Source organism: Nostoc sp. UIC 10890 (assembly GCF_054786515.1).
Window position 1 is genome coordinate 1 of sequence record NZ_JBSGKF010000014.1, and the last position, 19,125, is coordinate 19,125.

General features: G+C 40.5%; 14 protein-coding genes and 2 pseudogenes. 7 read left to right on the forward strand and 9 right to left on the reverse strand.

Annotated features, from left to right (window positions below; translation table 11 throughout):
- Positions 1-138 precede the first annotated feature (138 nt).
- Complete coding sequence (locus tag ACWATR_RS36645) at positions 139-336, forward strand: DUF2811 domain-containing protein (RefSeq protein ID WP_460344214.1); 198 nt, start codon at positions 139-141, stop codon at positions 334-336.
- Positions 337-432: 96 nt separating this feature from the next.
- Positions 433-816: a hypothetical protein gene (locus ACWATR_RS36650; protein WP_460344217.1), complete on the forward strand. Its 384-nt coding sequence runs from the start codon at positions 433-435 to the stop codon at positions 814-816.
- Positions 817-1,079: 263 nt separating this feature from the next.
- On the opposite strand, the gene ACWATR_RS36655 is transcribed toward ACWATR_RS36650, so the two are convergent.
- Entirely contained in the window at positions 1,080-1,244 is a 165-nt protein-coding gene (locus ACWATR_RS36655) for a hypothetical protein (RefSeq protein ID WP_460344220.1), read from the reverse strand.
- 379 nt (positions 1,245-1,623) lie between these two features.
- Here ACWATR_RS36655 and ACWATR_RS36660 point away from each other — a divergent pair, with 379 nt between their 5' ends.
- Together ACWATR_RS36660 and ACWATR_RS36665 are read left to right on the forward strand one after the other, a co-directional pair.
- The gene (locus ACWATR_RS36660) at positions 1,624-2,085 is read left to right on the forward strand and encodes a hypothetical protein (RefSeq protein ID WP_460344223.1); all 462 of its coding nucleotides are present in this window, start codon (positions 1,624-1,626) and stop codon (positions 2,083-2,085) included.
- A gap of 192 nt (positions 2,086-2,277) precedes the next feature.
- Positions 2,278-2,334, forward strand: a pseudogene (locus ACWATR_RS36665) (DUF1993 family protein); the annotation flags it as partial.
- 18 nt (positions 2,335-2,352) lie between these two features.
- Here the strand turns inward: ACWATR_RS36665 and ACWATR_RS36670 are convergent.
- From ACWATR_RS36670 to ACWATR_RS36680, 3 genes are all read right to left on the reverse strand, one after another.
- Positions 2,353-3,138, reverse strand: a complete 786-nt coding sequence (locus ACWATR_RS36670) for a hypothetical protein (RefSeq protein WP_460344226.1) — start codon at positions 3,136-3,138, stop codon at positions 2,353-2,355.
- 144 nt (positions 3,139-3,282) lie between these two features.
- Positions 3,283-3,624 carry a hypothetical protein gene (locus ACWATR_RS36675; RefSeq protein ID WP_114083935.1) on the reverse strand — a complete coding sequence of 114 codons (342 nt, stop codon included), beginning with the start codon at positions 3,622-3,624 and terminating at the stop codon, positions 3,283-3,285.
- Between the two features lie 294 nt (positions 3,625-3,918).
- On the reverse strand, positions 3,919-8,718 hold the full coding sequence (locus ACWATR_RS36680) for a hypothetical protein (RefSeq protein WP_460344229.1): 4,800 nt from the start codon (positions 8,716-8,718) through the stop codon (positions 3,919-3,921).
- Between the two features lie 47 nt (positions 8,719-8,765).
- Here ACWATR_RS36680 and ACWATR_RS36685 point away from each other — a divergent pair, with 47 nt between their 5' ends.
- Positions 8,766-9,296, forward strand: coding sequence for a hypothetical protein (locus ACWATR_RS36685; protein ID WP_460344232.1), 531 nt, complete (start codon positions 8,766-8,768; stop codon positions 9,294-9,296).
- A 30-nt stretch (positions 9,297-9,326) separates the two neighbouring features.
- Here ACWATR_RS36685 and ACWATR_RS36690 read toward each other — a convergent pair whose 3' ends face one another.
- The 5 genes from ACWATR_RS36690 to ACWATR_RS36710 all read right to left on the reverse strand — a co-directional run bounded on the left by ACWATR_RS36690 (position 9,327) and on the right by ACWATR_RS36710 (position 12,806).
- Entirely contained in the window at positions 9,327-9,548 is a 222-nt protein-coding gene (locus tag ACWATR_RS36690; protein ID WP_460344235.1) for a hypothetical protein, read from the reverse strand.
- 264 nt (positions 9,549-9,812) lie between these two features.
- Complete coding sequence (locus ACWATR_RS36695; protein ID WP_460344238.1) at positions 9,813-10,331, reverse strand: hypothetical protein; 519 nt, start codon at positions 10,329-10,331, stop codon at positions 9,813-9,815.
- Positions 10,247-11,098: a hypothetical protein gene (locus tag ACWATR_RS36700; protein WP_460344241.1), complete on the reverse strand. Its 852-nt coding sequence runs from the start codon at positions 11,096-11,098 to the stop codon at positions 10,247-10,249. Before ACWATR_RS36700 ends, ACWATR_RS36695 begins: the two co-directional genes overlap by 85 nt.
- A 106-nt stretch (positions 11,099-11,204) precedes the next feature.
- Positions 11,205-11,639: a hypothetical protein gene (locus ACWATR_RS36705; protein WP_179076608.1), complete on the reverse strand. Its 435-nt coding sequence runs from the start codon at positions 11,637-11,639 to the stop codon at positions 11,205-11,207.
- A gap of 75 nt (positions 11,640-11,714) precedes the next feature.
- A complete protein-coding gene (locus ACWATR_RS36710) occupies positions 11,715-12,806 on the reverse strand; it encodes a ParM/StbA family protein (protein WP_460344269.1) in 1,092 nt (363 codons plus the stop codon).
- 685 nt (positions 12,807-13,491) lie between these two features.
- Between ACWATR_RS36710 and mobF the strand changes: the two genes are divergently transcribed.
- Both mobF and ACWATR_RS36720 read left to right on the forward strand, forming a co-directional pair.
- Positions 13,492-17,436 (forward strand): MobF family relaxase, encoded by a 3,945-nt coding sequence (gene mobF / locus ACWATR_RS36715; RefSeq protein WP_460344245.1) that lies wholly within the window; start codon positions 13,492-13,494, stop codon positions 17,434-17,436.
- Positions 17,437-17,596: 160 nt separating this feature from the next.
- Positions 17,597-19,091: pseudogene (locus ACWATR_RS36720) on the forward strand (ISNCY family transposase).
- The last annotated feature ends 34 nt before the right edge of the window (positions 19,092-19,125 follow it).

The following is a 19,125-nucleotide window of genomic DNA, read 5'->3' on the forward strand; positions in this document are numbered from 1 at the left end:
CGAGCATCAACTGTATAAAAATATTCAGTTGTTAGTGCCAGTGGTTCGGCTAGCATTGAATGGGTGAAACTGTACTTGCACTGTATCACCTCTAGCTTGTTGTCCCTATTGATTTGCTTTTTCTGAAGCTTTGATCGCATGAACTCAACCCAAAACATCTTGACTAATCTTCCCCAAACACTACATCAGTCTTTAAACAGCTATCTAGAACAGCATCCTGATTGGGATGAACATCGCCTTATTACCGCAGCTATCTCACTGTTTCTGTTGCAAAATGCTGATGCAGATCGCCGTGTTTCCCAGGTTTATCTAGAGGCTCTGTTTCGCCGAGGCTAATTTACAACATACCTGAATCTCCTACTCTCTAAAAGTCATACTAAACAAAAGCTAAATTAAACGACACACTCAGAAAGATTTCTTGAGTCAAGATTAATGGCAAGCGAATCTGAGACAAAACCTAAAATATCTACTGCTGAATTACTGACACTTCCAGATGAGACACAAACTCTAGGGATCGCTGAATCAGTGGAAAATGCCCTGGATAGTGACGAAATCTTAAATTCACTTAAAACTTTACTTAGCACTTTAGAAAAGCTACAAAAAGTCCGCCTTGAAGCTGGTGATATTAAACTTGTGATTGAGCAGATGCTTGATGGCGAAATCGTCAGAGGTGAAGAAATTGAAAAAGCCAAAACTGCTGCTAGCACGCTTAATCGCCTAGTTCGTGCTTATAGTGACCACCAAGCTGCACTATTTAAATCACAACCTGCTCGTACTTTACTTGATCTTGTACTCAACTCCAATCCAGCTAATTAAAACTCGCTTTCATTTGTTTGTAAAAGATACATTAAACTCGAAAACTGAGTTTTCAATTTAAAAAGCCCTGTAAAAATCCAGGGCTATGTTTTATATTGCAGTTTATTAAATGCCAGCTTAAAATCTTTGCCAGCGCTTTTTATACACATATTGTCGCTCAATCGCTTGGGTAAAAATAGCGCAGAACTACCCAATTTCTACCCATCTTACCTGGGTATTCCCTTAATAATTTATTTAGACTTGCACACACCTTTACCGAGAAATCACTTATCAACAGATTTTGCAGCTGCCTTACAGCAAGAGCCGAACAAGCCCTTATAACCTGCTTTGAATATACCGTAACGCTCGCAGGCGTTTGTTTCCAGGCTTTTTGTCAAGAATTTACCGCGATCGCACCCTGTAACATCTGCATAACATTCACATTTCATCCTTACCTGTGTGCCATCTCGGTATTATCGGCTGAATACTGATGATCTCGTGTTTGTTCAGAACTTACTTGATTATCGGCAGAGACAACGGGAGGAAGGGGCGATTGCGCTTCATAAATTGCCGCAACGACTGAAAAACATTACTCCCATTCGACCGAGAGCTAATCTGTCTCTGTCGTAAAGCTGATGGTGAGCTAATAAAGAACAGATTGGGCACTAGCAAGTTGCTCTACTTTCAGTGTATTTCTGGAAAATAGATTGTGCCGTATGTAGTCTAAGATAAATATCAATTTAGCTCTTCTGCTTGGTAATCATTAATCACTTTGTCAAAAAATTCATAATTTTTCTTGATAACACTTAAATATTCAAAGGAAAAGTAATGCTCAATATAGATTTAGAACAACTTCTTTACACGGTACAAATAGATTTCCAAACAGAGATTACTAAGATTGTTGAACAAGTTTTTAGCAACACTGAGTTTCAGTTATCTGCTCGAAAAATCGGTAAGGTTCATGCAGCTTTAGTTGTACCGCAAATGTATTTGAAATCATTAAATAAAGACTCTCAAAATATTTTTGACACTAATTTAGCTATTACTTTTAAAAGTAAAAACCGCGCTGTCGGAAATTTTCAAGTAAATTATTTACCTAAAATAAATATCTTAACTATATCTGGGTATTACAAAGATGGCAACGCTTATCTGTGTTATTCTCCAGCGATGAATCCCGATTGGTACAATGGCAAAGGTTATAAAATAGCTCGTCCTGATTGTATTGGAGAAAAGTTTGAGTTGTTAGCGAACAAGTTTTATCCATTTTTTGAAGAATGTTTTGCACTTTAATTCTAATTAAACCCATTGTCAGGATGGCTATAGAGCGACAGATTGTTGTCACAAATCTAAATCCTTCTGCATTGCATCTTCTTGCACATTTATACAACTTTATGCCAACAACCATAAAAGTTAGACTTTTTTACAGTCAAGCTTACAAGCAAGAAGAACTTAATTGATAATTTGTCGTTACAGTCAAATAATATGTTGCTCTATACAAACTTTTATTTTCATGTCAAAACAGCGTATGACATTCTTAGGCATTTTTCATATTATTCTTCAATCTTCCTCACCTTTATATTCCTCTTCATCCTCCTCATATTCATAATCAGCATAGTCTTTCCCGTGTTTTTCATACCACAGGCGTTCTTCCTCTTGAGCCGCCTCTCGCTGTATCCTTTTCCGTTCTGCCATCTCTGCTTCTAAACGTTCTTGCTCTAATTTCTGCTTCTCAAACCTTTCTCTTAAGAGCCTTTCTCGCTCTTGGGTTTCTTGCTCTACCCTCTCCCTCTCAAGTCTGATTAATCGCTGCTCAACTCGTCCACAGTAAAAATCTAATGCTTTACCCGTCGCCGCTCCGGTAACTGTACCACCCACTAGAAAAATGAGTCCAGTTTTCCAACCTTCAATCGGGCCACCGCTCCACTGCAAACTTTTTTGATTAAACCATACCAGCACAGAAAAGACAGAAATTCCAATTACCGTATTGATGAGCGCAAAAATTCTTGGTGTCATTTCAGTCTGGCGGAGAATTAGCCACTGCCCCAGCCAGAGTATTGCACCAAAAATCACCGCAGCGATCCCGCTCATGACCAAATGATCTGGATATCTGAACGGATCTAGTGTCATGTTAATAATCAATGGCACAAATATCAGCAGACAGAGCAAAAAGCCAATGAATAAGCCAGCAACACTTATCAGGCTCCAGTAACGACCCAGATAACCAAGGCGGAATTCCAATATCCACTCTTGTATGGGAAGCATTGTGACGTAAAACGCGATTCCTGCACTGACGTAATCGAGCATTGGCAGTTGTTTTACCTTTATATTTAGCGTATTTGGCATAGCCGTGCCAAAACGGACAAGAAAGAGAACCTAAGACGAATTGAAGGGATTATTGTTGAAAGGTTTCTCGCTGCCTGCGATCGCCTAGCCAATAATTAAATTCGCCTTACTTCAATTTCACCAGGGGTCTACTGCTTACGTATCTCAAGAATTATTTCTAATCAACTGCAACAAGATTGACTCAAGGCTTTGTAGTGCAGCGTTAGTAGTGCGCTGATGTTCCTTGAATGCTTGTAAATGCTCCTCTGCTTGCTGCTGGTGTGACTCAAAGTTTCGCTGATGTTGTTCGTGACTATCACGTAATTCAAGTAACACATCATCCAAAATTGCACTACGACCCAGAACACGGTCAACGTTACTGGTAAGCTCTCTCATTTCTTGACTGAGTACATCCAGTTGTGCTTGCGTGTTTGCTTGTCTTTCAGCTACACCCAAGATTATTTGCTCAATACGGTCTAGTCGGTTAGGGAAAGGTGCGTCGGTCATTTTTCTTGTGTTTAACTTCTATAATTTTACTTCTATAACCGGGTTTAAGATTTGCAGCGCTCCAATTCAGGTGGTAAAGGTCTACTATTAATAATTCATTCATTTGCCCGTAAACCAAGTTTGGCACGAAATTCTTTGGCGTAGCGTATTTTGCGGGAAGAATTCAGTCCTTCTGAATTCAGAAGGACTGAATAGTTAAAGAATCAGGAGAACATTTGATGAATAAATATACCAATCATTCTATATTCCTGATAAATTCTGACTCCTGACTCCTGGCTGCTGAATTCTTCAAATCTATCTTTGTAAGTCTACTTGTTGCGTTTGAGATTTAGCTAATATTTTATCGATTTGAGTATTAGCATCCTCAAAAGTTTGCAATATCTGTGGAGTTACTTTATTAGTCTGCACCTTGCCAGATTGTAAGTTTAAAACTACTTCTCCATTTTTCTGCGAAATAGTTAAATCCCTCTGCTGGGTATTGAAAGCCAAGTCATAAATCTTTCCCAAAACTTGAGTACCATTTCCATCAGACTTACCCCAGACCATGCCAATCCTTTGAGCAATTTGAGTCAGCCGACTGATGGCTTCAAGCTCAAATGTATCTTTATTCATTACTGTCAACGCTTCGGCTGATAATTGCTCACCCGCTTTAAATTGATTAGCCACCTCAATAATCCGTTTTTTGTAATTTTCCGGCTTCCCTAACTTATCTGCGGCATTGTACCAATTTCTCAAGTCATCAATAGTAACTGTTGGGGGCTTCTCTACACCTAAAGGTTCGGTTTTTGTACTATTAGTAATATCTGGTGTAGAAGGGGTAGCGGAGAGCAATGGAGTTATAGATTGGTTAGGTGGGGATTGTGCTGTTTGTTCTGGTGGTTTCAAAAACTGCGGTCGTGTGGCGAGGGAATTAACTCTTTGTTGATAGTCACTATCCGTTTCAATAATTGACCCAAATTTCTTGGTCATACTCTCCAAAGTTTTGGCAGGGATGGAGCTATCAACCAAGTTAAATACTGCTAGACCTTTTTTAGTTTCCCTGATAACATCTTCTGTTGGTACTTGCTCCCATTCAACTTTTTGAGCAGTTAACCATTTTGTCACAGTATCAGCTTTCTGGTTGTCAACAGCCAAGCCCATGACTCCAAGTTTTTTGTTTGATTCTGTCGAAAATAAGAAAGTAGGGCGCTCTTTAATATGATGTAGAATATTCGCACTACTCTCAATCATCTCTTGTTGTTGAGGATTAACTGATTGAGTCCCAAAAGCCTGAAATTCCTTCGTCCACCTCTGGGGATATTCAACGGTATTAGGGTCAATTTGAGCGCAAATAACAGAAAAATTACTTTCAACGATTGCAGGTGCGAGTGTAAGTTTTCCGGTTTTGAGCAATCCAAGCTGTCTGAGCGCGTCTTTGTCTTTTTTAAAGTGCAACACTCCCAAGGGTTTACCATTCAAAAACACAGCATCTCTAGTTTTAGAAGCTGAGGTTTCGATACTCAGTTTTCGGTAATCTTGATCATTGAATGTCTGACCAGAAAAATCATAAAAGTTAATTTTATTAATTTTGAGGAGATTTCCATTGGGAGACTCACCCAGGGCAAAAGCTTGATCTCCAATTTCGGAGATAGAAGTAAGTTTTAACTTTAGAGGATTACCATTTTTGAGATAATTAATTTCTTTTAACTGTTGGGTAGAATCACTGTCTAACTCCCCTAAAGTTTTGCCATCAAGTTTGATTTTTACTGTTTTGTCAGTCACCGGCACAGTGCCAAATTCTAAGTTGACCGGTTCGGCGTTAAAAACAAGTCCTGCGTAAGAGAAGTTCTTGAGTTCACGGATAGTAATTTCAACCGGCTCCTTTCCTGGTAGTCCAATAGTTGCTGATGCTGTGGCAGGTTCTACCCCAAGCATACAAGAGAGCGCTTTCGTTCCAATGGGAAGCTGTGCAGTTCTGGTTTCGAGCATGGCGAATTCCTTATATTCGCCGTCACTATCCTGGACAAACATTAGCCTGGAAACGTGGCGTTCATGCCCAACTGGGTGGTGACTAGCTCTAATTTCTATCGGGTGTTTTTCGGTGGGATTCCAGTCTCGACCCAAAAATTGATTCGCTTCATTATTCAGTGTGACTAACTTCGGTTCAGTAAATTGCAATTTATCTAAGCGAGAGATAATCTCATTGGGGAAAGCAGCGAAAGCAAAATTAGAGACTTTTTTAGCGATCGCTTGGGGATTTGCGTTTTCTTTTCTTGCAACTTCAAGTTCATCTTGGCGGGATGCACAGATATTCCAAGCGGCGGCGGCGGATGCAAGTTTTTCTGACTCTGGGATCTTCGTGTAAAATGCTTCTGCCGTTTCATAAGCCTTGGCAAAGAGTAGTTTAGTTTGGCTTCTAGTAAGTTCTGGTTTTAGTTCTAAGAGTTTAGCTCCCTGCATGGTCATCCCCGCCTTGAGGTTGTGGTCAGTTACAGATTGTTGGCTAACTGTCCCCAGGTTGCGGTAAGCGGGTTTTCCATCTGACCCAACCTCACCATCTATCTGTGCAACTGCTAATAATCGGTGCGGGCGTTCAAAACTTCTGAATTTCTCTCTTATTTCATCTAAGCGAATGTTCAACGTTTGGGCTTTCCAAATCAGAGGATGCCCGTAGCGGGTGAGGTTGGTAATTTCCAGTTGCGTTCCCTGTGGAGTTTGCACAATTGCGGATGGCCCTTTCTCAGTTTCACGCCGTTGAGACATCCGTACCGCAGCGTTGAATTTCAGATCGAACTCGTACTTCGCGGCGATCGCTGCAAATTTTTGTTGTGGTGTAAATTCTACTCCTTTGAATAAGTCTTTAAACTGGACGATGGGACGCGATTCTAACTGTGATTCTTGGAAATATTTATTGGTTTGGCTAATCAATAATTCTACTGGTGAGTAGCCCTTTGGCGTTATCCCCGTGTTTAAATAAACTGACGAAGATTTCTTATCTTTAATATAATTAACATCACGATACAAGTAGCGGCTGTTTTCCCTGATTTTATCCATCTCAGGTTTTTTAGCACTTTTGAATAAATCAACCGCTATTTGGTTTTGATAACATCCTTCTTCAATCATGCTCCGGTACATTTGACGGTTAATGTCCATTGCTTGCTGGATAATTTCGGGAGTTCTTTGACAATGAGCAATTTCAACAACCCCTTGCATATAAGGCTTGTATTCTTCTCGAATTAACTTTGGTTCTTTCTGGCGTTCTTGCTCAAATAGGGTTTCGTAATGGTTTGAAACTTGGTCTAGATAATTTGATTTCTGCTCAAAAGTACCATAAGTCTTTAGTACCTCAATTTCCGATTCTAATGCTTCCAGTGCTGTCACTTGATTATTGATTATGCCCACGCTGATACTATCGCTCATGTGGATAGCGATTTTTTCAAATGGGGGCTGAGTTCCATCGTTGGAATCATAAAATGATTGTTTTTTGAGCTTAACCGTGGGTGAATAGGCGTTTTGGGGAAGATTTCTTCGCTCTGCCTCTGCTGTTAAATTAGGATATAAGCTGGCTCTTGCTACACCAATGCAATCACCATCGTAGTCTCGTGCTTGGCGTTCTGATTCGGTTTCTGCTGGGTCAATAAAATCAACATCAACCAAGAGTGCTTCTAACTCTGTAATTCTGCCTTGTATACGCTTGTGGTCTTCGTCATTAACTACAATTACACCTTTGAGGTCTTTACCATCTGGCCCGAGTCGATCTTTAACGTGCTTGTTAGCAGACACACACAATCCGTTAGAATTCAGAAAAGGAGAACGGAAGTTAAGAATTTTCTCTTCATTCTTTTCCCATGAAACACAAATTTCACCATTTTTTAAATCTTTGGATGGAATAATCATCCCTCGGTCAAAAGTAAGCATTTTCCCTAAAGCGATATCTCGCCATTGGCTCTGTACAAACCGACTCAATTCTTGTTTAATTTTTTCTGTTTCTAATAACTGCTGATGACCCAACAAATCAGCTTTGATTAGCTTGTACATGAACAAGTCATCTTTAGTACTCTCGTCATCTAATTCCTCATCTGCATCTAAGTCATCATTTGTCCCTAAGTTTTTAACATCTGTTTCTTGATTGATAATGTCTGATGTTTTTAATTTATTTTGGCTCAATGACTCTTTACGCTTTTCATATCTTTCACAATAGTAAGCAGCAACAATTCTTGGGTCATCTTCAATAGAGGCTAATCTTTGAGCTTGTACCTCTAGTTCTTCGGCAAAATCTTTAATTCCTTGGGGGAAAGATGCCAGCAGTTGGGAGATAGACATCTGTCCTCGTTGAGATTGCCCTTTTTCGGCTAACCAAATATTTTGCTGATATAATCCTGGTTGAATTTGAGGTTTAGTAGGGCCTTTAGGTCTATCCTTGTCTGTTCCCTTAAAACTGCTCACAGGGAGAATTACGTCTATTTTTGGTTTGTTATTTGGATTTGCATATTTTATCCTATCCAGTCTGTATGGTCGGAGTGTTCCTTTCCCAAAACGGTATTTAGTAGTATCTTCTCCAACTCCATCCACCCAACCAAATCGATGCTGAATTACACGATAGCTTTTGTCTGCTTGGGATTCTCTTAAGGTTAGTTTGTCATGGAGTTGTGTTGAAAATTGTCCATAACAGTCCCCAACTAATTTATATGCTAAATCATTTGATAATATTCCTCCATTCTCACCTCTGTTATCAGTAGAATCATCTACTACCAGAATGTTTAGCTTTTCGTGAATCGCATTTTTACAAGCCCCAAGGAAGATGGAACCATAAGCACCCCGGTCTTTACTATCTGGACAAATTTTTTGAATCGTTTCTAAACATTCTTTATCTCCATAAAGTAAACGATTTTTTGAAGATAATAGTAAAATCTGTCCATCTGGATGATTCTTTAACTCTTCATCTGTGCTGTATTCATCTGAGTGTCCAAAGGAAAATTCTTTGTCAGGAAAGTAAAATTCTAGTAAAGTATTACTGAGCTTTTCAGTTAAAATTGATTGAGAGTCAGTTTTGCTATCATCTGTATAGATCCACTGATTTAGACGAGGATCGAAATGTTTCAATTCCAGAGTCATAAGATTTAAAATTTCATGAACATTAATTAATTTTTTGAGAGGTTTTTATGGCAAGAATTAAGCGTTGGATAAATATGAATAATGAAGAATTCAACCCAGATGGAAGTTTGAAAGATGAAGCTCGACAGCAAATGTTGTCTACAGGAATGAGTAACGAAGCAATTACTGACTATGCTCTCTCATTGAAAGAAGAATACGACGAGTGGAAGCACCTGGACGATACTGATCCAGAGCCGTGGCCAGTGTATACAGCTTACGATTTTTTCAGCGAACAAGAGAAAAGAGAGTTTAACCCCGACGGCTCTCTCAGACCTGAATATGTAGAGTACGCTCGGCAAATTGGCATCAGTGAAAGTGCCCTGGAACAGCTTGAGTGGCGTAAGAAAAACGAAGTCGAGAATTATAATGCTGTGTCTGCCGATCATGCAGAACAAGGTATTAACTTTGGTGAAGAACGGATGAAAGAAAGGATTGAAGACAGCATAACCTACGTTCAACGCCTCCACCAAATGGAACAGGACTTGCAGAACTTCGAGCCGGAAGATAGCTTGCCTTTTGATAAAAACACCTCCTATTAGAGTAGGTGAAGTTACGCTATAAGACCGTTTTTATCCATCAAATACAGTGATTTTACCTGAATATGTGAAAGAAGAAAGAAAGCGAGTACAATTTTTCAAGTACTCCAAAACTTGCAGACATTGAGAGATATCTTCGCCTTTATGTACTTTTTGGCACAGCAGAATTTCTAAGCGTTCAATGCGACGTTCGGGAGTAGATAAATTAATATCGTCCCAATCATCCCAAAGTTTAATTTCTTTTAGTTCGTTCATAACTTCATCCCTCTATCAAACTATTGATGCTGTTCCGAATGGCACGCTTGTTAAGCGTTCGTTAACCCTTGGTATTACTGGTTTTGGGGTGTAGGGAATTAGGAACAACTTGGTTTTGTCTAGCGCACTAAAATTCAATTTTTATTAACACTACACCCAACAAGATAGCCCTGACGATATTTCACATGAGTCTTCATGCCATTCGATGCTGTTCCAAAGATAGGGAAAACTAAAACAGACAGTTTCTCTTTCCCCAAAACTTAATTATCTGCGCCGTTTAGGTTTACTCTTATTGCGCTCATACTCAGCAATAATATCCTTGGTCTGTTGTGGAAGAATCACACTTTTATTGTTAAATCGCATTTGATATACCAGATAACAGGGACTTTTGGGATCAGGACAGGAAAGATTTGTTGGCAGATTAATGATTGTTACTCCTGCAAAAGTCGCAGAAGCTAACATGGCAGAGCCAAAAAAGAAAATACCAGAGCGGCCAGAACCGACCCAACCACCGAGCCAAAAAACAAGTTCTTTGAACTGTTCAAAGCGTTTTTGACGAAGTTTTTGACGTTCTAGTTGTGCTTCGTTCCATGCCTGTATTTTTTCCAGCTTGTAGGCAGCTAATTTATTGGCTTTAGCATCGGAGGCTTTTTCGACTTGAATATCAATAGTGCGTTCTTTGGCTGCAATTTCTTGTTTTAATCGGTATTCGTTCCATTCTCTAATGCGTTGGGCGACAGCATCGGCGTGGGCGAAGAAGATGGTAAGGGTGTCGTCTCCCAAGTCACTCCAGATAACTGTAGCCTCTGCTGCTTTTTTTCGGCGATTCTCGCCATGATTCTTTCTTCTAATTGAGCGAAGAGGTTATTTTCAGAATCGCTCTGTTGTAATTTCAGTGCAACATTTTTAAGGTAAAGTGATTGAACTAACTCTGGGGCTTCTTCAGCCTGAGCAGCAGTAATTTTATCAATCAAGCTAGATAAATCTTCTCTTGCCGCTACAGCTTTTTCACTAACATTCTCAATCACTGCATCTAATTTTAATTGTTGAGAATTTTCGCTTTTACCTAGAGTTGTTAAGCTGGCTGCAACTTCTTCAAAGGATTTGTTTTGCTCTTTTATTGATTTGTAGGTTTCAAGAAAGCGTTCGCACTCATCTGGGCTATACTCATCTTGCTCAGATAGTCCACAGACTTGGAGAATTATTAAAGCCTGAGAAAGTGCGATTTTATAGCCTCTTTCACGAGCAATAACTAGTAATTCAGTGATATCTAATGGTAATTGGGCTTTCTTCCCTTGTTTTTTCCCCCCATTTTTCGTTGACGACGAGGAATTGCCCTGAGTTTCTGACAGTGCATTGTCAACAACTGGAGATAATAGAGCCATTACTTCCTCATCATTTCTACCCTGCTCAATTAAGGTGCGACATTCACGAAACCTGTCTGCATCATTCTCGGTATATGACTCTTTTTCAGGTATCCCACTCAAGCGTAAAGTCCGGCTAATTTCTGATGGTGAAAGGTCGTTAAAAAGTTCTTGTGGTTGATACATAATCATGCACTCCTAGTTAAAAAGCTTGAAACGACATATTTGCGTTCACTGAAAAAGATGCTCAGAAAGGAGCAATGCGTCAAATCAATTCAAAAAATTGTCAGTCCTAAAAAGGATTTAACCAGTCAGTTCCCGACTCCGATTCTTCTGGTACAGGAGTTCTGGCTATTTGTAATGGTTCTTTGACTGAAGTCCTGGATATTGGTAATGGTGATGATTGTATTAGTTGTAGTGGCTGTGATTGATTAGAGGCTACTGCAATCATCGGCGTTCCTTGAGGCGGGATTTCTCCCAGCAGTCCCATCAAATATGAAGAGTGGAGTTGAAGGCGGTAAAGACAAGCACGAATGTGTGGCTCTAAATCCACTGATTGATCCACAGCTTGATAAGCTAAAGGAAGCCAATAGCTGCTAATCGCAATCATCGCCATATCTTTAGCAGGATAAAGAGTATTCCTGGAATTTAGATACTTAATTACCACGGCTTCGGAACTATCAGCCTTAACTCTACTTCGTAAGCGAAACTCAACATCTGAAAACATTCTAATATTCCTCTCTTCACGAGCAAATTACTATTACGAATTACGAAATGTACCGGTAGCGACGGAGGAGCGTCATTACGAATTACGAAATGTAGCGTGTTGGTAACGAAACAATCCATATACATCAGTGAAACGCAAGCACAAGGCATCTTTTTTAATCGGCAGGTTAAAAGCTAAACGCACATCCTCAGATAATTCTGCTGCCCATGAAATGTCGGTATGAGTAAACAAATTTTTTAACTCCGAACTTAAGTATTCCGACGTTCCACCACCAATAATTACTTGCTCAATATGGGCAGGAATATTAATTTTGAGCCAAGTGGATACCTTTTCCCAGTATTCTTTACGAGATAAGTCAGCCACTTCAATAATTTGTGCTATCTCCTCAACCTGAAAATCAGATTTCTTGCTCCGAGCCAAAGGTTTGCAGTATCTCGGTTTCAATGTCGGGCCTGATAGATGGACAGCCTTTAACAGTTCGTGTAAGTTTTGCCCTGATGTTCGGCTTTTGATTCTCTCCAGCATCCACGCCAAGCCCAATCCTTCCGTTTTTCCAGTTGAAATACCACGCTCAAAGATTACGGCTGATATATCCCGAAAACCCAGCATCACCACAGCAATGTTCACTTTATTAAAATCTGTGCCAAGTTTTTTACTTCGCGTCAATATCAGTCCCCCACCTTCGGGCAAGCACTGAAAGTTAATCAGATTTATACAAAATTGTTTCCCTCGAAAGCTAAAGCTAGACAGTGCCTTACTTAAACCCCTCTCCAATCTCTCTCTATCTTCCCACTCTCCATAAGGCAATAGCAGTCCCAAGGATAAATCAAAGTTTGCCTTCAAAGAATCTCTAATCGCTATTGCCCCCACTGCTGCCAAAGTTTTTGGAATCGCGTTCTCATACTTGAGTTCTAAAAAATTGATTCGCGCTTCAAAATACTTTTGTGCCAAAAACCCAACCGCATAATATTCTTCGTTGTACTCTATCCACGCTTCATTCTCTGGATTGGGCCGATTCATTTGCCCAGACTCATATAAATCCAGCGAATCTTTGGAAATCTTAATTAACTCTGGTTCCATACAGAGCAATTCTGACTTGTACGAAATCTCCGAGAGAACACGATAAACCATCTTCGTCATTGAAGTTCCCGGATCAAGACTCAACATTAAATCCACAAGAAAATTTCTCCCTGTTTTTGACCCTTTTTTTGTCTATCTAATTGATAATTACTCTCAATTTGAACCGCCCAAACCGTGATTATTTCCACATTTACGAAGAAAGATTACAGTTTTGGCAATACTCTTTGACTTTCCATGAATTCGTGCATCTGATAGAAAATCTCCACAAAATCCCTCAATTCCCAATAATCACCAATTACATTCAACATCTCCCAATATCTAAACAATATCTCCCAAATCTCTAATTCATTTCTTACCTTTTCAACTATTCAACATCATCTAGTCACAAAATTCTCATTAGCTTAATATTTTCCTACAATTCCTAAGACTTCCCAAGACTTCCTAGCACTTCCTGATACTTCCCACTTTTGTCAAGGATTCTCCCAATTATCTAGTAATTAGCTTCAAGAACCACAAGCCTTGGAATCCATATTTTTCTGACGCACAGTACGCCATATTTGGCGGAAATAATTCTCGATTTTTTGCTATATTAAATGGCATGAGCAATCAGGAATAAAAAATTGTTGAAGTCTAAGTCTCACCAAGTTTTTTTAACTCGACATCAAACAGAAGTAAGTTTGATGCCGGTGATTAACAAGGAATTCAATAGTTATTGGCAATTGCGAAATCTCACAAACATTAAGTTATGTAAACCCCATAGCAGAGGTGAGCCATGCTAACAGCGGCTAACGTCTCAAGTGAGATGGCGGTGAACTACTTCATCAAGAATTACTATCACCAAGGAAAGTCGCTTTGGAATGGTCAAGGTGCTAAAAAGTTGGGGTTGTCAGGGGCAGTCGATGACGAAGACGCTTTTAAAAATATCATTGAGGGGCTTACGCCTGATGGTCGTGAGGTATTGAATGCCAGAGTAGTCAAAGAAAAGGGGAAAGGAGAACGCAGAGCCGCATTAGACTGTACATTTTCTGCGCCCAAAAGTGTAAGCTTGATGGCATTGGTGGGCGGGGATACTCGTTTGATTGATGCTCACCATCAGGCGCTAAAAAAAACTCTGGAGCTAATAGAGCAGCGTTATGCCTATACCAGAGTGACAGATAATAGCGGCAGACATAGAGTTAAGACTGGTAACTTGGTCGCCGCGCAGTTCGATCACATCGAAAGTCGGGATTTAGACCCACATCTGCACACCCATTGTTTGCTGATGAACATGACCCAAACTCCAGATGGTAGGTGGTTGAGTTTGGGTAATAATGAAATATTCGCCAATAAAAAATTCTTGGGGATGGCATACCAAAGCTCTCTGGCGCGTGAGGTGCAGAAGCTTGGCTACGAGATAGAGCTTCGTTTACATGGGCAGTTTGATATAAAAGGGTTTAAATTCGAGGATTTAGAGGCATTTTCTAAGCGGCGACAGCAAATCATCGCCTCATCTGGTGCTAATTCGACTTGGGCCGAACGTGAAAAAATTTGGGATGATACCCGCCAGCGCAAGCAGAAACTACCAGAATCAAAATTAGTTGCATTGTGGAAAGAAGAAGCTGCGGCGTTAGGTATCACGTTTGTCAAGCCAGGAGAACCAAGAAAAGAACAGGCTCCTCTTGTGGTTGAGCAAAAAAGTCTGATTGATGCGTTAGATGATGCGATCGCACATTGCAGTGAGAGAAATGTCGCTTTTAGACAAGAGGATTTAGAAAAATTCATCCTAGAGTCACGTTTAGCTACGGATTTTACAGCGATCGCAGCCCTAATTAGAGAGCATCAGGAGTTAATCGCTTTACCAGGATTGACTGACCAATTTACGACGATGACAGCAGTGCGGCGGGAGTTGGCGACGATTGAGTTGATGCAGCAGGGTCAATGTAAATTTTGCTCCATTTCCCACTCGGAAGTAGTCGAAAACCACTTAGAGAATACCTTACTAAATAGCGGACAGCGCCAAGCAGTAGAATTAGCTGCAACAACATCTGACCAGTTCATTGCATGGCAGGGGGTAGCTGGTGCTGGCAAGACTTTCGCCCTCAAAGAGTTGAAAGCGATCGCTTTTTCTGCCGGATATATTATCAAAGGCTTCGCCCCCAGTTCCTCTGCTGCTAAGGTTTTGAGTGAAGAGTTAGAAATTCAGTCTGAAACTGTGGCTAGGCTTTTGGTTACTGAACCAGCCACAGAACTTGAACCAAATCAAATCTGGATTGTGGATGAAGCTTCTTTGCTCAGTGCTAAAGATGCTCATGCACTTCTACAACGGGCAACCCTTGAACTTGCTAGGGTGATTTTAGTAGGTGACACTCGGCAGTTGTCAGCAGTATCAGCAGGTAATCCCTTCAAATCCTTGCAACAGGCGGGAATTAAAACCGCACACCTCAATGAATCGTTGCGCCAAAAAGACCCTCAATTAAAATTAGCAGTAGATTTAATCGCTGATGGCAGAATAGAAGCAGGATTTGAACGACTAGAAGCCAACGGTTCCATACTTCAAGTAGATAGTTTTTCCAAAATAGAGCAGATCGCCAATGATTATATAGTAGGGACACCAGAGCAGCGACTCAAAACTCTTGTGTTAGCTGGAACAAATACAGAAAGACTTGCCCTTACCCAAGCGATTCGCTCGAAGCTCAAGGGTGAAGGAACTTTGGGAGAAACTGCAACCATCACCCAATTGCAAACCAAAAATCTGACAAAAGTACAGATGCGGTTTGCCCATAACTTTGAAATTGGTGATGTGATCATGCCCACACGGGATTACAAACGTCGGGGGCTGGAGAAAGGCAAACTGTATGAAGTGGTTGGTCGAACTACTGACAAGTTGACCCTAATTGGTGATAATGGTCAGGTAATGGATGTAGACACGGCTTTTGAGAAAGCGGTTTACCAGAGTCACCAGATTGAAATTGCCGTGGGCGATCGCCTGCAATGGAAGAAAAACGATCGGCAATTGGGACGACGTAACGGACAGGAATTTACTGTGGCAGGAATCGACCTGAACATAGTTCACATTAAATATGCTGATGAGCGTACTGAACGCATTAGTTTGGCACAGGCGCAAAACTTAGACTATGCCCTTGTGAGTACAACATATAGTAGTCAGGGGAAAACTGCGGATCGGGTGTTAATTTCGGCAGACTTCACCATTGGGCAGGAAAGTTTTTATGTTGCTGTCAGCCGTGCAAGGCATGCATTAAAGATTTACACCGAAGATCCAACGCGGTTGCTCTGGTTAGCGCAACAGTCGAAAGCCAAAGAGAATGCTTTGGAATTGCTACGAAAACAAATTCAGAAATCGACGATTGAGCAGCACCAAGCAATAACTATAAATATAAGTGCCCCTTTTGAGAAGCCAGTACTAAAACTAGAGACGACAGTATCTACTCCTTTTGTCGGCCCAATTGTGAAATCAGTCGCATCTAGCCGGACAACAAGCCATGATTCATCAATAAAAGTACCGAAAGTCTTGCCCGTCTTGAAAGAGACACCAAATTATAATACTCTTGAATCGGTTTTCTCTAAGCCAGTACTGAAATCTCCTGTCCCCACAGAACCATTCTGGACACCCAATCAGACTGAAAAAATACCTAATTTTATTGAACCAAAACACTGGCAAGAGTTTGAATCAAGTGCCATTCACCCAGGAATTGCAGCGTTGAACTTTGAGAGTCTTCAGTTTAACTATGCAGGTGGTGAGCATGAAGCCTGGGAACGGCTCATGGTCAGCGAAAAACTGAATCGAACAAATACAGGACGGCTAACAGATGGTTTTATAAAAGCATATTCGCATCTTGATGCTGGTGGATGGTGGTGTGATGCTGGAGTTGATGCGCGTTCATTTGCTGATTTAACACCAGGTGCAAAACCTGCAATTAAAAGATGGGGATGTTACAAGCCGAACACACCTAGACCCAAAAAAGATGAGCAGAACCAGGTAATTCAAGGGAAATTTATTAAATATGAGCATCCCCCAAAGGTTGAATTAAGTATATTCTTGCTCAATGTCCCTGAAGATATTGCCGAACGCATCTACTCCAAACACAAAATTAATCCTACACAAGAAGATCGCCAATCAGGATTTTGGTACTGTGTCTGGAAACATAATATCCCGTGTGCGATCGCAGAAGGCGCGAAAAAAGCGGCCAGTCTGTTGAGTCAGGGTCATGCTGCCATTGGGCTACCTGGGATTTCGGCGGGATACCGAACTCCCAAAGATGAGTTTGGTAAAAAAATCGGTAAGTCTTACCTGCATGAGGAATTAGCGGTTTTCGCCACACAAGGGAGACTTTTCAAGTTCTGCTTTGACTATGAAACCAAGCCTGAAACTAAGCTCCATATCGAGCGAGATATTTCAGTGACCGGAAGATTGTTACAAGAAGCTGGAGCAAGAGTAAAAGTCATCAACTTGCCAGGCCCAGACAAAGGTGTTGATGATTTCATCGCCGCAAGTGGGCCACTCGCTTACGAGAAATTGAGTCATCTTGCTCCAACCTTTCGGGACTGGCAACAGCAGAATCAGCATTCAAAGACTGCGGCTTTTCCACCTTTGCGTAAGCCGATACCAGAACAACGTTCTATACAACTTGAGGGAACAGGCAACAGGGAACGGGCAACAGGGAATGACAAATTGGATCTCTTACCAACACACAGGGAAGAGGAAATAGAAAAAACCTAGCGTGGCAAAACTTACTAGAGAAGAGGGGAAATCCTGTAATCTTGACCTTGTAGTGAAATAATGGTGCGAAAACTTGGTAAGAAAAAGTCTAAAACCAGAGGCAACATCGTTTGAAGTACTCGATTGTGTTCAAAAAAGATGCCCCTCGTGCGGGGAAGCAATGTGGAATGAATACAATAATCCTCGACATATAAGAACGTTGAATGGGGTAGTAGAACTACAGCTAAAAATTCGTCGATGTCAAAATAAGTCATGTCTGCGGTATAAAAAAGCATATTGACCAGAGCAAGAAGGGTCACTCGCTCTACCACAGAACGAATTTGGTTTGGATGTGATTGCTTATATAGGAGCATTGCGCTACCAGGAACATAGAAGTGTTCCTCAAATACACACTCACCTTGAATTAAAGGGTATATGTATCAGTCAACGAACGGTCACGCACCTAATTGACAGATATGACGAGAAAATTCTTTATGGCTAAAAGACCATAAAAGGTTAAAAGCAATAGTTAAAAAGCAAGGACGGGTGATATTAGCCATTGATGGGATGCAGCCAGAAATTGGACATGAGGTATTATGGGTCATTCGAGATTGTATATCAGGAGAAATATTACTAGCTAAAACCTTATTATCATCAAGAAATGAAGATTTAGTGGCGTTATTATTAGAAGTAACTAACACCCTAAATGTACCAATTGATGGAGTTGTTAGTGATGGACAACAATCAATTCGCAAAGCTGTAAAAGTAGCATTACCTAGTATTGCTCATGGTTTATGTCATTATCATTACCTAAAGGAGGCTATTATTCCCATATATGAGGCGGATCGACATGCAAAAAAGGAATTAAAGAAAAAAGTTAGAGGATTACGAGACATTGAACGTAGTGTTACTAATGAAGATAAGGATTTGGCAAACATTATTGAAGATTATTGCTCGGCAGTACGTAGTTCTATAACCAATGATGGTCATCCACCGTTAGAGGCATCTGGATTAAAGTTACAAGAAAATTTGACGTTGATAGAGCTTCATGTTAGAGCGGATGGAAAAAAAAGTGCTTTACCACCACCTTTAGTCAACCTGAAACACCTGATAGCTAAGGGTTTATCTGCGACTGCATCTTTATTTTCACCTGTCATAGTTGCATATCAGTGGGTTAATAAAGCTAGTAATATTCTCAATAATAAAATAGGTCTTGATGCTGCTGGAGTCAAAAAAAGTTATCAGCAACTGTTAACAGAAATGTCCCAACAAAAACAGAAAGCTGGTACACTGACCACCGCCATCGATAACTTTATAAAAACCACCCATAACTACTGGTCTGGACTTTTTCATTGTTACGAAATTGAAGATTTTCCTCGAACTAATAATGACTTAGAACATGCTTTTGGGATGCTACGTCATCATCAACGTCGTTGTACAGGTCGTAAGGTTGCCCCCTCATCTCTCGTTATTCGTGGTTCCGTCAAACTTGCCTGTGCCATCGCTACTAAACTTCATTCTTTCACCGCATCTGATTTAGCACAAGTTGATATTGTTACTTGGCTCGAATTACGCTCTCAATTGCAAAAACACCACGCATTGCCAGAATTGAACAGTATCGATTTCGCAGAGATCCCAAGGCTTACCTAGCTAATCTAGAGAGTCGTCTTCTCTAGTAAGTTTTGCCACACTAGGAAAAAACTGTTGCCT